Source organism: Actinomadura madurae, from assembly GCF_900115095.1.
Classification (GTDB): domain Bacteria; phylum Actinomycetota; class Actinomycetes; order Streptosporangiales; family Streptosporangiaceae; genus Spirillospora; species Spirillospora madurae.
Genome location: NZ_FOVH01000005.1, coordinates 208,476 through 226,078, shown reverse-complemented (window position 1 = coordinate 226,078; position 17,603 = coordinate 208,476). Strand labels below are relative to the sequence as shown.

General features: G+C 69.0%; 21 protein-coding genes and 1 pseudogene. 9 read left to right on the top strand and 13 right to left on the bottom strand.

Features of this window, described 5'->3' with window-relative positions; translation table 11 throughout:
* Nucleotides 1–355: 355 nt before the first annotated feature.
* Both BM339_RS17150 and BM339_RS17145 read left to right on the top strand, forming a co-directional pair.
* Nucleotides 356–688 (top strand): hypothetical protein, encoded by a 333-nt coding sequence (locus tag BM339_RS17150; RefSeq protein WP_075021484.1) that lies wholly within the window; start codon nt 356–358, stop codon nt 686–688.
* A gap of 12 nt (nt 689–700) precedes the next feature.
* Complete coding sequence (locus tag BM339_RS17145) at nt 701–1,096, top strand: STAS domain-containing protein (protein ID WP_083597685.1); 396 nt, start codon at nt 701–703, stop codon at nt 1,094–1,096.
* A 15-nt stretch (nt 1,097–1,111) separates the two neighbouring features.
* Here BM339_RS17145 and BM339_RS17140 read toward each other — a convergent pair whose 3' ends face one another.
* The 6 genes from BM339_RS17140 to BM339_RS17125 all read right to left on the bottom strand — a co-directional run bounded on the left by BM339_RS17140 (nt 1,112) and on the right by BM339_RS17125 (nt 3,708).
* Nucleotides 1,112–1,360 (bottom strand): LysR family transcriptional regulator, encoded by a 249-nt coding sequence (locus BM339_RS17140; protein ID WP_075021483.1) that lies wholly within the window; start codon nt 1,358–1,360, stop codon nt 1,112–1,114.
* A 32-nt stretch (nt 1,361–1,392) separates the two neighbouring features.
* On the bottom strand, nt 1,393–1,689 hold the full coding sequence (locus BM339_RS17135; RefSeq protein WP_143118471.1) for a hypothetical protein: 297 nt from the start codon (nt 1,687–1,689) through the stop codon (nt 1,393–1,395).
* 345 nt (nt 1,690–2,034) lie between these two features.
* Nucleotides 2,035–2,160 carry a hypothetical protein gene (locus tag BM339_RS51420; RefSeq protein WP_256255381.1) on the bottom strand — a complete coding sequence of 42 codons (126 nt, stop codon included), beginning with the start codon at nt 2,158–2,160 and terminating at the stop codon, nt 2,035–2,037.
* 152 nt (nt 2,161–2,312) lie between these two features.
* Nucleotides 2,313–2,789 carry a PP2C family protein-serine/threonine phosphatase gene (locus BM339_RS50675; protein WP_218163662.1) on the bottom strand — a complete coding sequence of 159 codons (477 nt, stop codon included), beginning with the start codon at nt 2,787–2,789 and terminating at the stop codon, nt 2,313–2,315.
* Complete coding sequence (locus BM339_RS50670; RefSeq protein ID WP_218163661.1) at nt 2,789–3,097, bottom strand: hypothetical protein; 309 nt, start codon at nt 3,095–3,097, stop codon at nt 2,789–2,791. The genes BM339_RS50675 and BM339_RS50670 overlap by 1 nt, the downstream gene beginning before the upstream one ends.
* Before the next feature lie 398 nt (nt 3,098–3,495).
* Nucleotides 3,496–3,708, bottom strand: a complete 213-nt coding sequence (locus BM339_RS17125) for a MerR family transcriptional regulator (protein ID WP_075021631.1) — start codon at nt 3,706–3,708, stop codon at nt 3,496–3,498.
* A gap of 889 nt (nt 3,709–4,597) precedes the next feature.
* Between BM339_RS17125 and BM339_RS17120 the strand changes: the two genes are divergently transcribed.
* Both BM339_RS17120 and BM339_RS17115 read left to right on the top strand, forming a co-directional pair.
* Nucleotides 4,598–4,840, top strand: a complete 243-nt coding sequence (locus BM339_RS17120; RefSeq protein WP_256255380.1) for an Hsp20/alpha crystallin family protein — start codon at nt 4,598–4,600, stop codon at nt 4,838–4,840.
* A 90-nt stretch (nt 4,841–4,930) separates the two neighbouring features.
* Complete coding sequence (locus tag BM339_RS17115; protein ID WP_256255379.1) at nt 4,931–5,260, top strand: MerR family transcriptional regulator; 330 nt, start codon at nt 4,931–4,933, stop codon at nt 5,258–5,260.
* On the opposite strand, the pseudogene BM339_RS49885 reads toward BM339_RS17115, so the two are convergent.
* Nucleotides 5,158–5,671, bottom strand: a pseudogene (locus BM339_RS49885) (DUF2867 domain-containing protein); the annotation flags it as partial. The gene BM339_RS17115 and the pseudogene BM339_RS49885 sit on opposite strands and share 103 nt — an antisense overlap.
* 155 nt (nt 5,672–5,826) lie before the next feature.
* On the bottom strand, nt 5,827–6,078 hold the full coding sequence (locus BM339_RS17100) for a DUF4873 domain-containing protein (protein ID WP_021593277.1): 252 nt from the start codon (nt 6,076–6,078) through the stop codon (nt 5,827–5,829).
* A 515-nt stretch (nt 6,079–6,593) separates the two neighbouring features.
* Between BM339_RS17100 and BM339_RS17095 the strand changes: the two genes are divergently transcribed.
* The 5 genes from BM339_RS17095 to ligD all read left to right on the top strand — a co-directional run bounded on the left by BM339_RS17095 (nt 6,594) and on the right by ligD (nt 11,269).
* Nucleotides 6,594–6,893: a hypothetical protein gene (locus tag BM339_RS17095; protein ID WP_021593276.1), complete on the top strand. Its 300-nt coding sequence runs from the start codon at nt 6,594–6,596 to the stop codon at nt 6,891–6,893.
* Nucleotides 6,894–7,453: 560 nt separating this feature from the next.
* Nucleotides 7,454–7,894, top strand: a complete 441-nt coding sequence (locus tag BM339_RS17085) for a hypothetical protein (RefSeq protein WP_075021479.1) — start codon at nt 7,454–7,456, stop codon at nt 7,892–7,894.
* Entirely contained in the window at nt 7,875–8,645 is a 771-nt protein-coding gene (locus BM339_RS17080; protein ID WP_075021478.1) for a site-specific integrase, read from the top strand. Before BM339_RS17085 ends, BM339_RS17080 begins: the two co-directional genes overlap by 20 nt.
* A gap of 606 nt (nt 8,646–9,251) precedes the next feature.
* A complete protein-coding gene (locus BM339_RS17075; RefSeq protein WP_143118470.1) occupies nt 9,252–9,800 on the top strand; it encodes a hypothetical protein in 549 nt (182 codons plus the stop codon).
* A 515-nt stretch (nt 9,801–10,315) separates the two neighbouring features.
* The gene (gene ligD, locus BM339_RS17070) at nt 10,316–11,269 is read left to right on the top strand and encodes a non-homologous end-joining DNA ligase (protein ID WP_075021476.1); all 954 of its coding nucleotides are present in this window, start codon (nt 10,316–10,318) and stop codon (nt 11,267–11,269) included.
* Between the two features lie 18 nt (nt 11,270–11,287).
* On the opposite strand, the gene clpB is transcribed toward ligD, so the two are convergent.
* The 5 genes from clpB to dnaK are packed head-to-tail and all read right to left on the bottom strand — an operon-like array spanning nt 11,288 to nt 17,594.
* On the bottom strand, nt 11,288–13,903 hold the full coding sequence (gene clpB, locus BM339_RS17065; protein WP_075021475.1) for an ATP-dependent chaperone ClpB: 2,616 nt from the start codon (nt 13,901–13,903) through the stop codon (nt 11,288–11,290).
* Complete coding sequence (locus BM339_RS17060; protein WP_021591225.1) at nt 13,885–14,229, bottom strand: chaperone modulator CbpM; 345 nt, start codon at nt 14,227–14,229, stop codon at nt 13,885–13,887. Before BM339_RS17060 ends, clpB begins: the two co-directional genes overlap by 19 nt.
* Nucleotides 14,229–15,170, bottom strand: coding sequence for a DnaJ C-terminal domain-containing protein (locus BM339_RS17055; RefSeq protein WP_075021474.1), 942 nt, complete (start codon nt 15,168–15,170; stop codon nt 14,229–14,231). The genes BM339_RS17060 and BM339_RS17055 overlap by 1 nt, the downstream gene beginning before the upstream one ends.
* Complete coding sequence (locus BM339_RS17050; protein ID WP_075021473.1) at nt 15,170–15,748, bottom strand: nucleotide exchange factor GrpE; 579 nt, start codon at nt 15,746–15,748, stop codon at nt 15,170–15,172. The genes BM339_RS17055 and BM339_RS17050 overlap by 1 nt, the downstream gene beginning before the upstream one ends.
* Entirely contained in the window at nt 15,717–17,594 is a 1,878-nt protein-coding gene (dnaK, locus tag BM339_RS17045) for a molecular chaperone DnaK (protein ID WP_075021472.1), read from the bottom strand. The genes BM339_RS17050 and dnaK overlap by 32 nt, the downstream gene beginning before the upstream one ends.
* Nucleotides 17,595–17,603: the final 9 nt, after the last annotated feature.

Genomic DNA, 17,603 nt, shown 5'->3' with positions numbered 1-17,603 from the left:
GGCCGTCCGGCTCGGGGAGGAGCGGGCGGCCCCGGATCAGCAGGCGCGATCACCAGCAGTGACCGGCCGCGACCCCAGCCAAGCCCGGCGACCCGTCTGCTGCCACAGGCGATTTGGCGCACACTCCATCACTTGCGCTGCTAACCGTTGCCGCGATGGAACTCGGCCGGAGGTGGAACGGTTTTTTTCACGCTCCGGCCCCGATATTCCTGACGTCGCAGTCCCTCGCCAAGCAAATATTCCCCACCTTTCTTTCATATTGAAGATTGTTCAGGTAAGATCCGAGTATCCGGCGAACATTCCCGATGAAAACCCACTCGCCGCACAGATCGAAACTTCAAGGAAGGCGCCGGCCATGCGGAACACCGGCGGACAAGGCACGACGATCAGCCTGTCATCACCCCACCCTCCACTCTGCGGCTGCGGCTGCGGCTGCGGCTGCTGCGCCCCGCGTCCCCGCCGGCTGCGCATCCGCGGCCCGGCCGGCGCCCGGGTGGTGCGGCTGACCTGGTTCGACTCCCTTCCATCCGGGCTGCTCACGGCGATCCACGCCGACGGCCGGCGCGTCAGTCTCTTCACCGTCCCGGTCTCCGTGGCGACCGGCGGGGAGAGCCCTCGCGAGACGTCGAGCCCGGCCAATCGGCCCATCATCAGACCGTCCGGGTACAGCGCTCCCGCCTACCTGTGATCGGAGATCACCGTGACCACATTCACCGCCGCCGCGTCCACCGCCGCGGAACTCGTCCGAGTTCCCGACGAAGTGAGGATGCCCGCTCACCGGCGTCCCGGCCACACCATCGTCGCGTTGACGGGCACCTTGGACGGAGCCGCCGCTCCGGCGCTGCGCGAGCACCTGATCGCCGTGTTGCGGCACAGCGGCCGCCTGCTGATCTTCGACCTGAGGGAGGTGGCGTCCGCCGACGCGGCGGGGCTGGCCGTGCTGATCGGTATCCAACGGCGCGCCGCCGGACTCGGCATCATCCTCCGAGTCGCCGCCCCATGCCCGCAGGTTGCCGCGCTGCTCCGCGTCACCGGGCTGGACCGCGCCCTCATCGTCCATCCGACCGCGGACGTCCATGCTGAAGTCGCCGCATGATCCCAATGGCCGCGCCTATCCCGCGGCGTGGACGCTGTCGGCGGTGTCCTCGTACAGGCAGAACTCCGGACAGTCCAGGCGGAACAGGTGTGAGGCGACCCCGCTCGGTGCCAGTGCGGCACGGCCGATGCCCACGTTGAGACGACCGTTGAGGAGTTCGACCAGGAACGCCGCCCCCGCCGGCGTCAGGGTGACATGGTGCGTGGCGCGCTCAAGCAGACGCACGCCCATCTCCCGCTCCAGCCGCTGTACCTGCCGGCCCACCTTGCGCGCGGTACCTGCATCGCAGCGTGCCTCTAGAGAGGTTCACTGATCCAGCGCCAGGCACCCCCCTCGTGCCGTGCGCGGACGAGTTGCGCGCCGCTGGAGTCGGCGAGCTCTGCGACCACGCGGATCAGCTGACGATGGAAGTCATCGGGTGGGTGGGCGCCGGACGAGCCTTTCAGGAGGGTCACACTGACCTTGGCGTCGTCGCGAAGCTGGGCGGTCAGCCGTCCGGTGTCATCCAGCCTCAGCATCACGATCGCATCAGCGCGGACCATGTCACGGCCCCCGCCGGCCTCGACCCAGACCTCGGCCACAGTCCCGCTCATGGGCCTCATCTCCTCGGCTCCGACTGCCCGCAGGGCCTTCACCACTCAACATAGAGGGTTCGGCATCACGTCGGTCCGACGAGAGTGACCACCTAACGCGGGTGAGTGTGCCCGGCCGTGCCGGGACGCGTCTGCAAGGGCCAGGCCGCCAAGCCCTCGGCGACACCTGGACGAGGCTGCGGGTCTGACTGCGGCTGGGGGCGTACTCCGACAATTGGCCCAACCGGCACGGCCGAGCGCACTACCAGGAGTCCGATCATCCAGTCGTCGGCGGTATGGAGCCCGGATCGACGTGGAGATGGTGTTGTGTCCATCGGCGCGAGGTCTGACGCCGACGAGGGACGGTCACAGCTGTGACCTGGCGAGGTGGTCGGCGGTGCCGCTCCGCCATTCGATGAGGAAGAGGCTGGCGTCGTCGCTGGTGATCCCGCCTCTCTCCCGCTTGAGCGTGTGGGAGAGGCTCCGGACCATCTGCTGCACGGTCGCGGCGGTGGGCCCGACGCGTTCGATGGCGGCGGATCAGGCGGTCCTCGCCGAACTGCTCCCCACCGGTGGTGTGTTCTCGATGAGGCCGTCGGCGTAGGCCAGGATCCGGTCGCCGGGGCGGAGCCGCCGGGTGTTGATCAGGGGGGCGGGCCGCCGACGCCGACGGGCAGCGTTCCGGGACCTTCCAAGGCGCGCAGGACGTGGTGGCCCCGGATGAGCAAGGGCGCCGGATGGCCGGCGTCGGCGCGCCTGGCGTGACGGTAGGCGCCCACGGCGACGGTGGCCAGCACGGCGGCGTTCAGGCCGTGGCCCATAGCGTCGATCACGGCCAGGTGCAGGATGTCGTCGTTGAGGGCGTAGTCCAGGCTGTCCCCGGCGACGTCGTAGGCGGGTTCGAGGATCCCGGCGATGGCGACCTGCGGCGTCGTCATGGTGAGCGGTGGCAGCAGTGACCACTGGATCTCCGCGGACACGCTCATCGGTTCACGCCGCCGGGCCTGGAAGAACTGGTCGGTGTAGCCGTTCTTGGTGACCGGCATGTCGGCGACCAGGCCGGCCAGCCGCCGCAGCAGTCGGCGGTCGTCGTCGTCGATGACGCCCAGAGTGAGCGCCATCACGCGATCTCGTCACTGCCGTCCAACAGGGGCAGGAACATTCTCACCCCGTCGGCGTGCGAGTGCTCGACGGCGGTCTCGGACAGGAACGCCTGCCCGGACCGGGAACACACCAACGGCACCGGCTCGATCTCCTTGAGGCCCCGGCCTGGGAGGGACACCAGCGTGAGCTGCGCGTAGTCCTGCAGCAGGATCGAGACGTCCCGGCCTCCGTTCGCGTGCACCTCCTCGGCGACCAGTGGTGCGATGAGCTGCGGCGGCATCTCGTGCGCCCGGTCCAGCAACTGACCCAGCAGCCGGATCGGCAAGGATCGTTCAAGGATCGGGTAAGCCCAGCGCCGCGATCCGGCATGGGTGGCCGTCCGGCGGGCTCGGTACTCCAGGTCGGGCGCAAGGGCCCGACGACGGTATGGAGATGGCGCAGGCCCTCGGACGAACGGACCATGCCCGGCCTGCGTGCGGTGGCCGTGCTGCCGAACCGGGCGCGGATCTCGACGTCCGCCCTAGGCCCCCGCTCCACCCTGGAGGCTCTCCAGGCACCTGACTCCGGCCGAAGAGGAATCCACGGCCCCGCCAGACCAGCCGTCGTCGTCCCCATCGATTTCAGGTTGCGCAGTCCATGGCCGGGTAGAGGCGGCGGCTCCCGGAGCGGCTGCGCTGGGACATCGGTGCCGTCGAGATGAGCACACGACTCCCCGGGACCTGTCTATACAGAGTCTCGAGGGATGATGATGCGGTACGCGGCCTTCAGCGGGGTGTCCTGGTCGGCCATGTCGCGGGCGCGTTGCGCCAGGCGCAGCTGGTAGCGGGAGTAGCGGCGGTGACCGCCGGCAGAGCATGGCGGCCCGATCAGCCGGGCGGTGTCCAGGCTGCGCAGGAACGCGGGGGGGACGCCCAGCATCTCCGCGGCGCGGCCCATGCTGTAAGCCGGGTAGTCCTCGTCGTCGAACCTGTCTTCAAGCCCGCCGGAGTCGTCCGGGGTCGTTGCCTGCGCGCGGTGCTGGTCCGGCTGGTCGCCGGCTGGGATGTCTTCACTAAACCTTCCGTACTGCCTTCGGTCGGCAGGACGACGACAGGGGCTCCGGCGCCAGACTGCGGCGCCGGAGCCCAGAGGTACAACACCATCTACCGGCTCTGACGAGCTGGTCCTCCGCGTCCGCCACTCGAACGAGAGCGGGGCCGCGGGGATCGCGTATGCGTGACCGTAGACCACCGTCCAATCTGTGGAGCTGCGGTACCCGCGCGGCGTGACTGGAGCCTGCTGCGGGCGATCCCGATGGCGTCGGCCCCTCCTTTCCTCGACATCACTACCTGTACCGCGTGTTTCCTTGCGTACTGCGTCGTGCCGTGTTTCGTTGCGCCCAGCGATTCGCTGGCCGCCCGGCTGCCGGAGCCCCTTTCACCGCGTTGGCCCCGGCACGCCCGGCCTGTGTCATCCATACCTGACGGCAGTTCGTCCTCTGCCGCCTCTCTTGGACTCGTCTCTCTTCGATGAGAGGAACATTACCTGACGCTCCCTCGAAAATCTACTTCGGTCACTACAGAGTTTCGTAGATCACATTGCTTGGTTGTCTTCATCGATCAAGAGTGCTCCGGCTGCGTGCAGGTAGGCAGTCCCGGCATATGGAGGGGAGGCGGAGATGACGCAGATGGCCGCTCCTCGGGAAGACGATCCAGCGGGTCGGACTCGGGTCCCAGGTGCTGACGTCGCTCGACCCGTTCGTCCAGACGTTCGAGCGCCAGTTCGACCCCGGTTCGACCTGCCGGACGTCGACCCCGGTTCGATCGAGGTCACCGTGGACCGCGGCGTGCTCACGGTCACCGCGCGGCGCGAGGAGGAGTTCGACGAGGACGAGCGCGTCCTTGTCCGTGAACTGACGATGGGGGCCTTCACTCGCCGGGTCTACCTGCCGGAGCAACTGGACGCCGACGCGATCGGGGCCGCCTACGACAACGGGGTCCTGGCCGTCCGCATCCCGGTCCTGGAGACGGCCAGGCCTCGCAAGGTCGCTGTCCAGGCCGGCGAGACCCAGAAGGCCATCCGGAACTGAACCGGCCGGCATCGCCGGGTCCGGGCGCCGCCGTGGGGGAGCCACGACCGGCGGGACGATGAGAAGGGGAAGCAGCAGATGAAGCTGCCGATGGACGACGCGTACGCGGCCTTGTTCACCGTCGGGCAGGTCGCCGACAGGCTGCAGGCGCAACAGGCGCTCCTGCGCCGTATCGACGACCAGCACGTCACCTCGCCGCGGCGCTCGGCCGGCGGGCAGCGCCGCTACAGCCGGCACGAGATCGGCCGCGTCCAGCAAGTGGTCACGATGATGGGCGAAGGAATGACCCCGCCCGCCATCCGCCGGATATTCGAACTTCAGCACGAACTCGCCGAGGTCACCCGCGAACGCGACGAACTCGCCCGTCGGTCGGCCGGCCGCTCCCGCGCCAAAGCCCCTCCTGCCGACCCCGGCCGGTGACCGGTAGGCCAGGCGATGCCGCGGCACATCCGCCGAAGATCAGGTCGTGGAACGGCCGGAGTGCCCACCAGTACGTGTGACCGGCGAGTCCTCTCGGGTGGAACAGCGCCCGCTGCTCCAGCAGACTCCTCCCGTTCTTCTCAGAAACCCTCAGTTCCAGCCAGGCCAGCCAGCCAGCCGCTTTCGGTGCGCAACCGCAGGAGCCGCCCGGTCGCGATCTCCTCTACGCGCCAGAAGTTCACCGTCTCCCTGGTGCGCAGCCGGCGCGGGTCCCGGCGGCCCCGCCGAAGCCCCACCGCCCACCAGCCGATCGAGAAGGCCCCGTGCCCGCCAGGCGATGGGGAAGGAGTACCAGCCGTGTTCCCCGCCGATCCCCTCGACGACCTCCCACAGCCGCTCGGGCGAAGCGTCCGTGCGGCCCTCCAATCTTCGCGGCTTCCGTCTGGACCGGATCGCCGCGGCATCGCCGGCGCCACCCAGGCCGGATTCGCGGGTGCGAGGCGCTGGTCATTGGCGATCGCCTACCCGGGCGAGGGCGCATTCAGGTCGCCGGTTGGGCGATCTGCTCAGGCGAAAGGCGGCGGACCGCTTCCGACCAGCATGATGACGTCAGACCAGGTTTCTGAATCGCCGAGCGTGATTTGTGCCTCGCGGCCGTCGGGAAGTCTCAACGTCTGGTCGTGAGGGTCGCTGGCATCGAAGTCGGAGATGGTCGCGGTCCCGGACCACTCCCGCTGCTTGGTGCGCAGATCGACGTAGACCTCGACCTCGACTCCCCCACTGCTGATCAGGGTGGCGGGTCCCCTGTAGCGGCTCACGCCCGGGCCTTCTCATCGACGCTGGTGTGGAGTGTGTTCATGAAGACGCACCATAGTGCGGAGGTCGGACGTTCTCTGCTCGTGCCGCTTCACCACTGTGGCGGTGGAGGCGCGGTTCGGACGTTGCCCGTGCCGACGACCATATCCGCAGTGAGAGGCCAGGGCGCGGAAAGCTCTGGCGGCGACGTAGCCGAGCAGGTCCCACTGACAGACCCGGCATCGGTCACGCCCGGGTGGCCGCAGGGACCTTCTCAGGCAAGGTCGTCGTCCTGCCGCCATCGCCTGACCCACCCCTCTGCCTCGGGGGTTGGCCGGTGGAAGCGGCGGGTCGACGAGAAGCGCAGATCGCTTCGGTGAGTTCGAGTTTGCCGGCCTGGTTCCGCAGGGTCTGGATCGGTTGCCGTTCGTGGCCGGTGGTAGGCGTGTCGTCCGGTTGGCTTGTGTGGCCGCCACACCCGCGTAGGGTATCTGTGTAGGGTGCGGCTCCGCCCCTTTGCGGCGAGAGGTGCCGGCCCATGAGGCTCGAACTCACCAATTGCGAAGCCCTGCATGGTTGGGGCGTCGTCAACAGCAGTGCCGGGTGGCATGCTCAGCGCAACCGCAAGCCCCCGGCGGCCGAACAGGCAGTCGGACACATTCTCTTCACGGCTTACGACTGCCGGACCAGCACCACGACCACGGTTGAGCTCAGCGATGACGAGCGTGCGAGCCTCGCCGAGTTGGTCAGCGAACACATCGCGGCGTGGGTGAAGCGCGGCCAGGAGAACGCCGCGACACCTCACCTGCGCTCGCTGGTCGTGAAGCTGGGCGGTTGACATGCTGGCCGGGCCCCAGATCATGCTGGCGATCATTTTTGTGACCACCCGGCAACCGGTGCGCGTCTCGCCGGCGTTCCTGCTCGGCGTGGCCATTGGCGAGCACGTTCGGTTGGCCTGCCGGGCATCACCTCGACCCGCGACCACCGCTGCAGCAGCATGTGCTGGGCTGGCTCGCCCTCACCCCGGTTGATACGGCCACGGGCGCCGAGTGAGCCGCACTCGGTTCCGTGCAGGATCTCGAGTCAGGTTTCCGCTTCGCTGGGGCACCGCCGGGTCCAGCTCCAGCGTGTTGTTTATGGCGGCGGATAGCGGCGGCGTTTCGTCGCGCACACGATGAGTGCATGCGAAGAGCGAGGAGTGGCGGTGGGGTGTACCGGCGGTGCGGTTGTGAGGATCCGCGGACCGGCCGGGCCGTTGGACGCAACTGTCCCCGGCTTCAGACGGAGCGGGGCCATGGGAGTTGGTATCTGAGGCTGGAGCTCGGCGCCGGGCTGGACGGTAAGCGTCGGCGGGTCCGACGGGGCGGCTACCCCACCCGCAAGGCGGCCGAGGAGGCATTGGCGCGGTTGCGTGGCCCGACCGGCACGGCGGTCACGGTGGGGGAGTGGCTGGACCGGTGGCTGCGCGACCATGCGGGGGCGGCTTCGACGGTGGCCGGGTACGCCAACCATGTCCGCCTCTACTTGGACCCGCACTTGGGCGGACTGCTGCTTGGCGAGTTGACCGTGGAGCACGTGCGGGAGATGTTCGCCGCGATCGTGCACGACCATCAGGCCGAGGGGCGGCGGATCCGGCAGGCGACGCTGAACCGGATCCGCTCGACATTGCGCAGCGCGCTGAACACGGCGCTGCGGGACGGGCTGATCGTCGAGAACCCTGCGGCGCTGCTGGTGATGCCGGTGGCGCGGCGGCCGCGTGCGGTGGTGTGGACCGCCGCCCCGTGTCGAGGAGTGGGAGCGGACCGGGGAGCGTCCGGCGGTGGCGGTGTGGACGGCTGAGCAGACCGCCGCGTTCCTGCACGCCGTCCGCGGCCACCGGCTCTACGCCGCTTACCATCTGATCGCGCTGCGAGGACTGCGGCGTGGTGAGGTGGCCGGGCTGCGCTGGATGGATGTGGACCTGGAGCACGGCACCGCGACCATCTGCCAGCAACTGCAGCGGCGGAACGGCCGCCTGACGGCGTGCCTGCCCAAGACCGCGCACAGCGCCCGCGTTATCGCGCTGGACCGCACCACCATCGCCGCGCTACGGGCGCACCGGGACCGGCAGCAGGCAGAGGCCGCCGCGTACGGGGACCGGTACCGCGACAGCGGGTATGTGTTCACCAACCTCAACGGCGATCCCGTGAGTCCGGGCCAGCTCACGCACGTGTTCCAGAAGATGCTGGCCGAGCACCGGCTGCCGCCGGTGCGGTTGCACGACCTGCGGCACGGCGCGGCGACGCTGGCGCTGGCGGCGGGGGTGGAGTTGAAGGTGGTGCAGGAGATGCTGGGGCATTCCAGCATCGTGCTGACCGCCGACACCTACACCGGCGTGCTCCCCAAACTCGCGCACACCGCCGCCGAGCAGACCGCCACCCATGTACTGCGGGCCGGGTGGCGGGTGCCCGGCACCCGACGCAGGCGGCGACCATCAGGCCCCAGAGGGCGACCCGCCGCCGCCCGCGCTGGTGGCCGGTCCACCACGTGCCTGCTGCGTAATGGTGAGCATCCGCTCCATGTGCTGTGTCGTCTGCCGCGGAAGGGCTAACTGAACAGCAGACCGCGTCTGGTGCCGAGGAGGTCCGGATGCCGGATCGCTGCTGCCCGGTCTCCGATCGGATCGGAGCCCCGGCGACGTCAGCGACGCGTGCCCGGAACCGGCTGGTTGTGGCCCCAGGTCGGCCCCAGGCGGGCCCCAGGCATGTTCCCCAGCGCACCCGGGGGATGGTGTTTTCCCTGGTCAGGGGTGGTGGGTCGCGTGGGACTCGAACCCACAACCTACGGATTAAAAGCCGGAACTGTCGTATCAGAACAGTGCTCTCACTATCAAGCTGTACCGCTCTGTCCACATCCAGCACCATCCTCGTGCCGCTACATCCCGTTCCGTGCTAGTCCGGTTCGGAACCGCCGAGCAGACAACGAGCAAACACGCCCGGCCAACGATGGCTCGGAGCAGAGGGCCCGTGCGAGTTGAGTCGGCACACGGCACAGTCGCACAGCACATGTCTCATGCGTCCCTGGATGGCGCTCTTTGCCGCATCCGGTTGCTCAGTAGGTGGCTTGCACGCCTGTCACGATGTCACGGGGTCCCTCGCCTCCTGCTCTGTGACCTGGTCGGCAGAACGAAGGAGTGGCCGGGCCCACACTCCTGGACATGAGCCTCTTCATCACTACCGTCGGCGCTGTGCTCACCACGCTGCTCGGTGTCATCGTGGGTGGCGCGTTGAGCCATCGCCTGCAGCAACTGCAATGGTCACGCGACCGCCGGGCAGAGGTCTGCGCGCTGGTTCTACGCGAGTCCTCCAACGTGCTCGTGGAGCTGGGGAAGGTGAACGGTCGGCGCATGCCTCCAGCGGAAGAGGGCGTGTGCATCCCGACGCCACTCGACTGGCGGCCGTGGAATGAAGCGTTGGCGATGGTGGCCCTGATCGCGGACCATGAGGTCGTAGAAGCCGCTCAGGAGATTGATGCGGCGTTCTGGCCGGTAGGCCTCCAGGTGGCTCGCGGGTGGACCTCCGATACCGACTGGTTCGCGCTACGGGATGGGATCGAAGCCAAGCGCCGCGAGTTCGTCAACATCGCCCAAACGCGCCTGGCCGCGCCGGGGCCGCCGCTGGTTCGCCTGACTGGTCGGCCCAGCAGCGACGATCAGATCTGGGAGCTCCGTCGTTCCTCATTTCCACCTGGCGCCAGTCAGATCTAGCGCCAGTTCGAATTCAGTACGGGATCCGCCCCAAACCGGCTCCAGCCCCCACCCCACCCAACGCCCGCCTAACCATCCCATCCCGCTTCACGATCCCATAGCCGCGTGTCGATGGGGCGACACGTCCAGTAATCCCACACCCCATCACCGCCGTCGGCGTGCTGTCGACGCGCACGTGGTGAATCTCCGTCGCGCCGCAGAGTGTGCCCGTAATGCCCTCTCAAAGGTGTGTCTTGCCCACCTCTGGGCGGTGTGTCCTGGGCGTCCCCTCGCCAGAGATCGCATAACAAGCCCAGCGTCCCCCGGACCACCCCGCTCGCGGGGAGAACGGTGGCCTCCAGCAGGTCGGCGTCCTGCAGGCCGGACCACCCCGCCCGCGCGAGGAAGACGAGGGGCGTCTCGTCCCGCAACCGCACGACCCGCGGACCACCCCGCTCGCGCGGGGAAGACCCGAGTTTCCCTGATTATTGCGGTCGGCCGGCATCCTGCCGCCCGCTGGGCGGTAGGTCGTGGTCATGGGGAGCCTGCCGATGTATCCGCCGATGCTGGCCGTGCTGGGGGAACTGCCGACCATGGAAGGCTGGGCGGCCGAGTTGAAGTGGGACGGAGTCCGCGCTGTCGCCTACATCCGCGATGGACGGTTACGGCTGATGTCGCGCAACGACAAGGACATCACCGTTGCCTGGCCCGAACTCGCCCCGCTCGCCGCCGCGGTCGACGTGCCGGTGGTGCTGGACGGGGAGATCGTGGCGTTCGGACCGGACGGCAGGCCCTCGTTCAAGGCGCTCGGCCCACGGATGCACCTGCGTCGGCCACACCGCATCAAGGCGCTGGCTCAGGCCGACCCCGTCTCCTACGTGATCTTCGATGTGCTGCACCGCGGTGACGAGTCGCAGATCGCCCTGCCCTACGCCGAGAGGCGCCGAGTTCTCCACGCACTCGAACTGCAGGGACCGCGCTGGAAGACGACCATTTCCCACGACGACGTCGCGGACGTCTTCGCCGAGTCGTCCCGTCTCGGCATGGAGGGCGTGGTCTCCAAGCGCGTCGACTCCCCTTACCGGCCGGGGAAACGGCATCGGGACTGGACCAAGACGAAGAACTTCCGGATCCAGGAAGTGGTCATCGTCGGCTGGAAGCCGGGGGAGGGCCGCCGCGCCGACCGGATCGGCGCGCTCCTGCTGGCCGTCAACGATGAGCGGGGACGGCTGAGATATGCCGGTCAGGTCGGTACCGGCTTCACCGAGGCGATCCTGGACGACCTCGCCGAGCGTCTCGCGCCGTTGCGGCAGGACGACCCGCCGGTTCCCGACGTGCCTCCTCAGCATGCGCGGGACGCCCGCTGGGTGCGACCGGAACTGGTCGGTGAGGTCGCCTTCGCCGAGTGGACCGGTGATGGCCGGTTGCGGCACCCGAGTTGGCGTGGCGTCCGCACAGACAAGGAATCGGGTGAAGTCCACCGCGAGTAGGCCGGCGCGCCCGGCCGGTCACTCCGGGTTCTCGTAGCGGACGTTCAGTTCCTCGTTCGCGACGGTGATGTGGATGGTCGCACCGTTCCGGACGTCACCTGCGATGAGCGCGCGGCCGATGCGGGTCTCGACCTCGCGGGCGATGAAGCGGCGGAGCGGGCGGGCGCCGTACACCGGGTCGAAGCCCTGCTCGGCGATCAGCCGCCGGGCGTCCTCGTCGATCGCCAGGTGCATCTGCCGGTCGGCCAGCCGGGCGCGAAGGTCTTTGAACATCAGGTCGACGACCTGCTCGATCTGCGGCAGCGTGAGTGGCTTGAACAGGATGATGTCGTCGACCCGGTTGAGGAACTCGGGACGGAAATGCCGGCGCAACTCGCCCATCACACGGGCGCGGGCGTCCGGCTCGATGTCGCCCTCCGAGGTGACGCCCTGCAGCAGATGCTCCGACCCGATGTTGGACGTCATGATGATCACGGTGTTGCGGAAGTCGACGGTGCGGCCTTGGGCGTCGGTCAGGCGGCCGTCGTCGAGCACCTGGAGCAGCGTGTTGAAGACGTCGCCGTGCGCCTTCTCGATCTCGTCGAACAACACGACCGAGTAGGGCTTGCGCCGGACGGCCTCGGTGAGCTGGCCGCCCTCCTCGTATCCCACATAGCCGGGGGGCGCGCCGACCAGCCGGCTGACGGTGTGACGCTCCTGGTATTCGCTCATGTCGATGCGAACCATGTTCTCCTCGGTGTCGAACAGGGCCGCGGCGAGGGTGCGGGCCAGTTCGGTCTTGCCGACGCCGGTGGGGCCGAGGAAGACGAACGAGCCGATGGGTCGGCGCGGGTCCTTGATGCCCGAGCGGGCGCGGATGATGGCGTCGGACACCAGCTGGACGGCCTCGTCCTGTCCGACCACCCGCTCGTGTAGAACCTTGTCGAGCCTGAGCAGCTTGTCCCGCTCGCCCTCTTGCAGACGGCTGACCGGGATGCCCGTCCAGCGGGACACGATCGCCGCGATCTCCTCTTCGGTCACGATCTCGCGCAGCAGCCGGCCGCCGTTCTGCTTGTCGGTCAGCCGCTCCTCCTCGGCGCGCAGCCGCCGCTCCAGCTCGGGCAGCCGGCCGTGCCGCAGCTCAGCGGCACGGTTGAGGTCGTAGTCGCGCTCGGCCCGATCGGCCTCCTGCCCGACCTGTTCGATCTCCTGACGCAGCGCCTGCACCTTGCGGAGTGCCTGGCGCTCGGCCTCCCACTGGGCGCGCATGGAGCCGGCCTCGGCGTGCAGCTCGGCCAGTTCCTTCCGGAGTTTCTCCAGGCGGGCCTTGCTCGCCGCGTCCTCCTCCTTGGACAGTGCGGCCTCCTCGATCTCCAGGCGCATGACACGGCGGGTGAGTTCGTCCAGTGGCGCGGGCATGGAGTCGATCTCGGTGCGCAGCATGGCGCACGCCTCGTCGACCAGGTCGATGGCCTTGTCCGGCAGGAACCGGTCGGAGATGTAGCGGTGGCTGAGCGTCACGGCGGCCACCAGTGCGGCGTCCTGGATCTTCACGCCGTGGAAGACCTCCAGGCGTTCGCGCAGGCCGCGCAGGATGGAGACGGTGTCATCCACGGTGGGCTCGTTGACCAGGACGGGCTGGAAACGCCGCTCCAGGGCGGCGTCCTTCTCGATGTGCTTGCGGTACTCCTCCACTGTCGTGGCGCCGATCATGTGAAGTTCGCCGCGGGCGAGCATCGGCTTGAGCATGTTGCCGGCGTCCATGGCGCCTTCGGTGGCGCCCGCGCCGACGACGTTGTGGAGCTCGTCGACGAAAAGCAGGATTCGGCCCTCGGCCGCCTTGACCTCGTTGAGCACGGCGGTGAGGCGTTCCTCGAACTCGCCCCGGTACTTGGCGCCCGCGACGAGCGAGCCCATGTCCAGGTTGAAGATCGTCTTATCGCGGAGGCCCTCGGGGACGTCGCCGTCGGTGATGCGTCGGGCGAGCCCTTCGACAATGGCGGTCTTACCGACGCCGGGGTCGCCGATCAGCACCGGGTTGTTCTTGGACTTGCGGGACAGGATCTGGACGACACGGCGGATCTCGGCGTCCCGGCCGATAACGGGGTCGAGTTTGCCTGCCGCGGCGTCGGCCACCAGGTCCCGGCCGTACTTCTCCAGCGCCTCGTAGGCGACCTCGGGCATAGTGGACGTCACCCGCTGGTGGCCGCGAATCCGGGTGAGGGCCTCCAGGAAGGAGTCCCTGGTGATGCCCTGACGGTGCAGCAGCCGGCCCGCCGCCGTCGCCGAGCCCTCCTCCAGCAGTGCGATGACCAGGTGCTCCACGGAGACATAGTCGTCCTTCAGCCGTTCGGCCTCCTGCTGGGCGGTCTCGAGCAGGCGGGAGAGCCGCTGAGTCACCAGCACCTTGCCGGGCTCGGTCCCCGGACCGCTCACGCTCGGGCGGCGGCCTAGCTCGGCCTCCAGCGCCTCCCGCAACCGTGCCGGATCTGCCTTCGCATCGGTGAGCAGCCGCAGGACCAGTCCGCCGGCCTGGTCGAGCAGGGCGAGCAGCAGGTGCTCGCCGTCCACTTCGACGTGCCCGAAGCGCAGGGCCTTGGTCTGGGCGTCGTGCAGGGCCTCCTGGGATTTCTGGGTCAGGCGGTTGGGGTCCACGTTCGGCCTCCGGTGTGGTGTTGGATGCGTAGTTCCCGCTCGAGTTCGGCGATGCGGTCGAGCAGTTCGACCACGAGTCCCAGCGCGGCGTAGTTGAGGCAGAGCCCCGTCCGCAGGCGTTCGAGGCGTGCGTACGCGGCGACCTGCGCGGGCGGGAACCAGAGCCGGCCGGACGGGTCGCGTTCGGGGTCGAGCAGCCCGAGACGCACCAGCCGGCGTGCCAGCTCGGGATGGATTCCGGCGGCATCGGCGAAGGCGTCGAGGTCCATCCGCCGGGGACGGGTCGGGATGATGGCGTAGACCGTGCCGGGCAGCAGATGTTCCATCACGATCTCCTCGGGTCGAACGGCGACGCTGAGGCGAGCTCCTCGAACAGCCGGCGTTCCGTTTCGGACGGCTCGGGCGGGACCACGATCCGGACCTCGGCGAACAGGTCGCCCGGGGCACCGCGGGGATTGGGCAGCCCGCGTCCGCGCAGCCGGAGCCGTCGCCCACTGGAGGTGCCGGGGGGCACCTTCACCTTGGCCTCGCCGCCGGGCGTCTGCAGTCCCACCGTCGTGCCGAGGGCGGCCTCCCACGGAGCGAGCGGCAGGTCGGTGTATACGTCGCGATCTTGGACGCGGTAGCGGTGATGTGGGGCGATCCGCACCACCAGGTAAAGGTCTCCAGCGGTGTCGCCGCTCCCGCCTTGCCCGGCCAACCGGATGCGCTGGCCGTCGGTCACACCGGCGGGAACGGTGACGTCGAGGTTCCGCGGGCCCTCTGGACGCTCGAGGGTGATGGTGCGCCTGGTCCCCCGGTACGCCTCCTCGACGCTGACCTCGATCTCGGCCTCCTGGTCGGCACCGCGAGACGGCGACCAGGCGGACCAGCGACCGCCGCCCCGCCGGCGGCCACCGAAGATCCCGCCGAACAACTCCTCCACGTCGATGTCCTCCCCGAACCCGCCGGTGTAGACGCCGCCCGTGGTGGCGTAGGGGCCGGCGCCCGTGGCGGCACCCGCACGGGAACGCGCCCACATGTCCGGGTCGACGTCTTCCGGAACCCGCCGGAAGTCAGGCCCGAAGACGTCATAGCGGCGGCGCTGTTCCGGATCGGACAGGATGGCGTAGGCCTCGGAGACGTCCTTGAACTTCTCCTCGGCTCCGGGGTCCTTGTTGATGTCGGGGTGATGGGCACGGGCGAGCTTGCGGTAGGCGCGCTGGATCTCGTCCTCGTCGGCGTCCCGGGAGACCCCGAGCACCTCGTACGGATCTCGGACGGCCATCAGTCACCGGCCTTGGCCGACACCGACACCAGCGCCGGACGCAACTGGTTCTCGTCGTCGCCGTAGCCCGGCTGGTGCACCTCGACCACTGTGCCGGGCGGAACGTCGGGGTCGGTGCGCACGGCGACCGCCGAGTGCCGGGCCGGGTCGAACGGGACCCCCAGGTCATCGCGACGCGGGTAACCGAGGTCGCGCAACGTCGACACGGCCCGGTCCCGGACGCTGCGAACGCCCTCGATGACGCTGGCCGGATCGGACTCGGCGTGCTGGAGGGCGCGTTCGAGGTCATCGAGAACCGGCAGCCACATCGCGGTGACCTCCGCCCGCTGGGCACGGCGCTGCGTCTCCAGTTCACGCGTCATGCGCTTGCGCAGGTTGTCGAGATCGGCGAGCGCGCGCCGCCACAGGTCCTCGAGTTCCTCGATCCGCGCCCGGAGCCGTTCGACCTCGCCGGAATCGCGGCCGGCCGCCTCGGCGGCTCTTTCCTGCTCGGCGTGCTCGGGCTGCTCGAGTGGCCGGTCCTGGCCGACTGGCTGCCCGGTCTGCTCAGTCCGTCGTGAATTCGGCGTCGATGACATCCTCGTCCGAGCCTTCCGTCGTCGCCCCAGCGGAACGCTCGCCCGCGCCCGCTCCGGTGGTCGCTCCCAAGCCGTGCAGGATCTGCTGGAGTTCGGAGGTGAGCGTGCGCAGCCGGTCCAGCGGCGCCTCCTCCTTGATGGCTTGCCGGGCGTCCTCGATCAGCCCCTCGGCCCGCGCCTTCTCATGCACGGGCACGGTGTCGGCGAGTTCGCCGAGCCGGCGTTCGACCTGGTAGATGGCCGAGTCCAGCTCGTTGCGCGCGTCGACCTGCGCGCGCAGCCGGGCGTCCTCCTGCCGGTTCCGCTCCGCATCGGCGATCATGCGTTCGACCTCGCTCTCGTCGAGGTTCGAGCTCTGGCTGATCGTGATGCGCTGCTCGGCGCCGGTGTCCTTATCGCGTGCGGAGACATTGAGGATGCCGTTGGCGTCGATGTCGAACGTCACCTCGATCTGCGGCTGGCCGCGTGGCGCGGGGCGGATGTTCTCCAGCCGGAAGCGACCGAGCACCCGGTTGTCGGCGGCCCGTTCCCGTTCACCCTGCAGGACCACGACGTCGACCGCGTTCTGGTTGTCCTCGGCGGTGCTGAACGTCTCGGTGCGGCGGGCGGGGATGGTCGTGTTGCGCTCGATGATCTTGGTCATCACCCCGCCCATGGTCTCCACGCCGAGCGACAGGGGCGTGACGTCGAGCAGCAGGACGTCCTTGACCTCGCCCTTGAGGACGCCGGCCTGGATCGCGGCGCCGAGCGCCACGACCTCGTCCGGGTTGACCGACATGTTGGGGTCCTTGCCGCCGGTCAGCCTGCGGACGAGGCTCTGCACGGCGGGGATCCGGGTGGACCCGCCGACCATGATGACCTCGTCGATGTCGTCGGCGGTGACCTTGGCATCGCTCATCGCCCGTTCCACCGGGCCGACGCAGCGCTCGATCAGGTCAGCGGTGATCTGCTCGAACGTGGAGCGCATCAGCGAGGTGTTGAGGTGTTTCGGGCCGCTGGCGTCGGCCGTGATGAACGGCAGGCTGAGCTGTGTCTGGGACACCGTGGACAGTTCGACCTTGGCCTTTTCGGCGGCCTCGAACAGCCGCTGCAGGGCTTGGGGGTCCGCGCGCAGGTCGATCCCGTTCTCCCGCTGGAAGTCATCGGCGAGGTGATCGACGATCCGGCGGTCGAAGTCGTCGCCGCCGAGATGGCCGTCACCGGAGGTGGCGCGGACCTCCACCACGTCGTCGCCGATGTTCAGCAGGCTGACGTCGAACGTGCCGCCGCCCAGGTCGAACACCAGCACGGTCTCGTTGGCCTTCTTGTCGAGGCCGTAGGCCAGTGCCGCCGCTGTGGGCTCGTTGATGATGCGCAGGACTTCGAGCCCGGCGATCTTCCCCGCGTCGCTCGTGGCGTGCCGCTGGGCGTCGTTGAAGTAGGCGGGCACGGTGATGACCGCCTCGGTGACCTTCTCGCCGAGCGACTTTCCGGCGTCGTCCGCCAGCTTGCGCAGGACCAGCGCCGAGATCTCCTCCGGCGCGTACTGCTTGCCGCGCACGTCGAAGCGCGCAGTTCCGTCAGGCCCTGCTACCACGTCGGAGGAGACCGCGTCCCTCTCGGTCTCGATCTCTTCGTAGCGTCGTCCGATGAAGCGCTTCGCCGAGGTGATGGTGCCCTTCGGGTTCAGGATCGCCTGCCGCCGGGCCAACTGCCCGACCAGCCTCTCCCCCTGTTCGGTGAAGGCCACCACGGACGGGGTCGTCCGTGATCCTTCCGCATTGGGGATGACCCGGGGCTCACCGCCTTCGGTCACCGCGATGACCGAGTTGGTGGTGCCGAGGTCTATGCCGACTGCTCTGGCCATCAGCTTCCC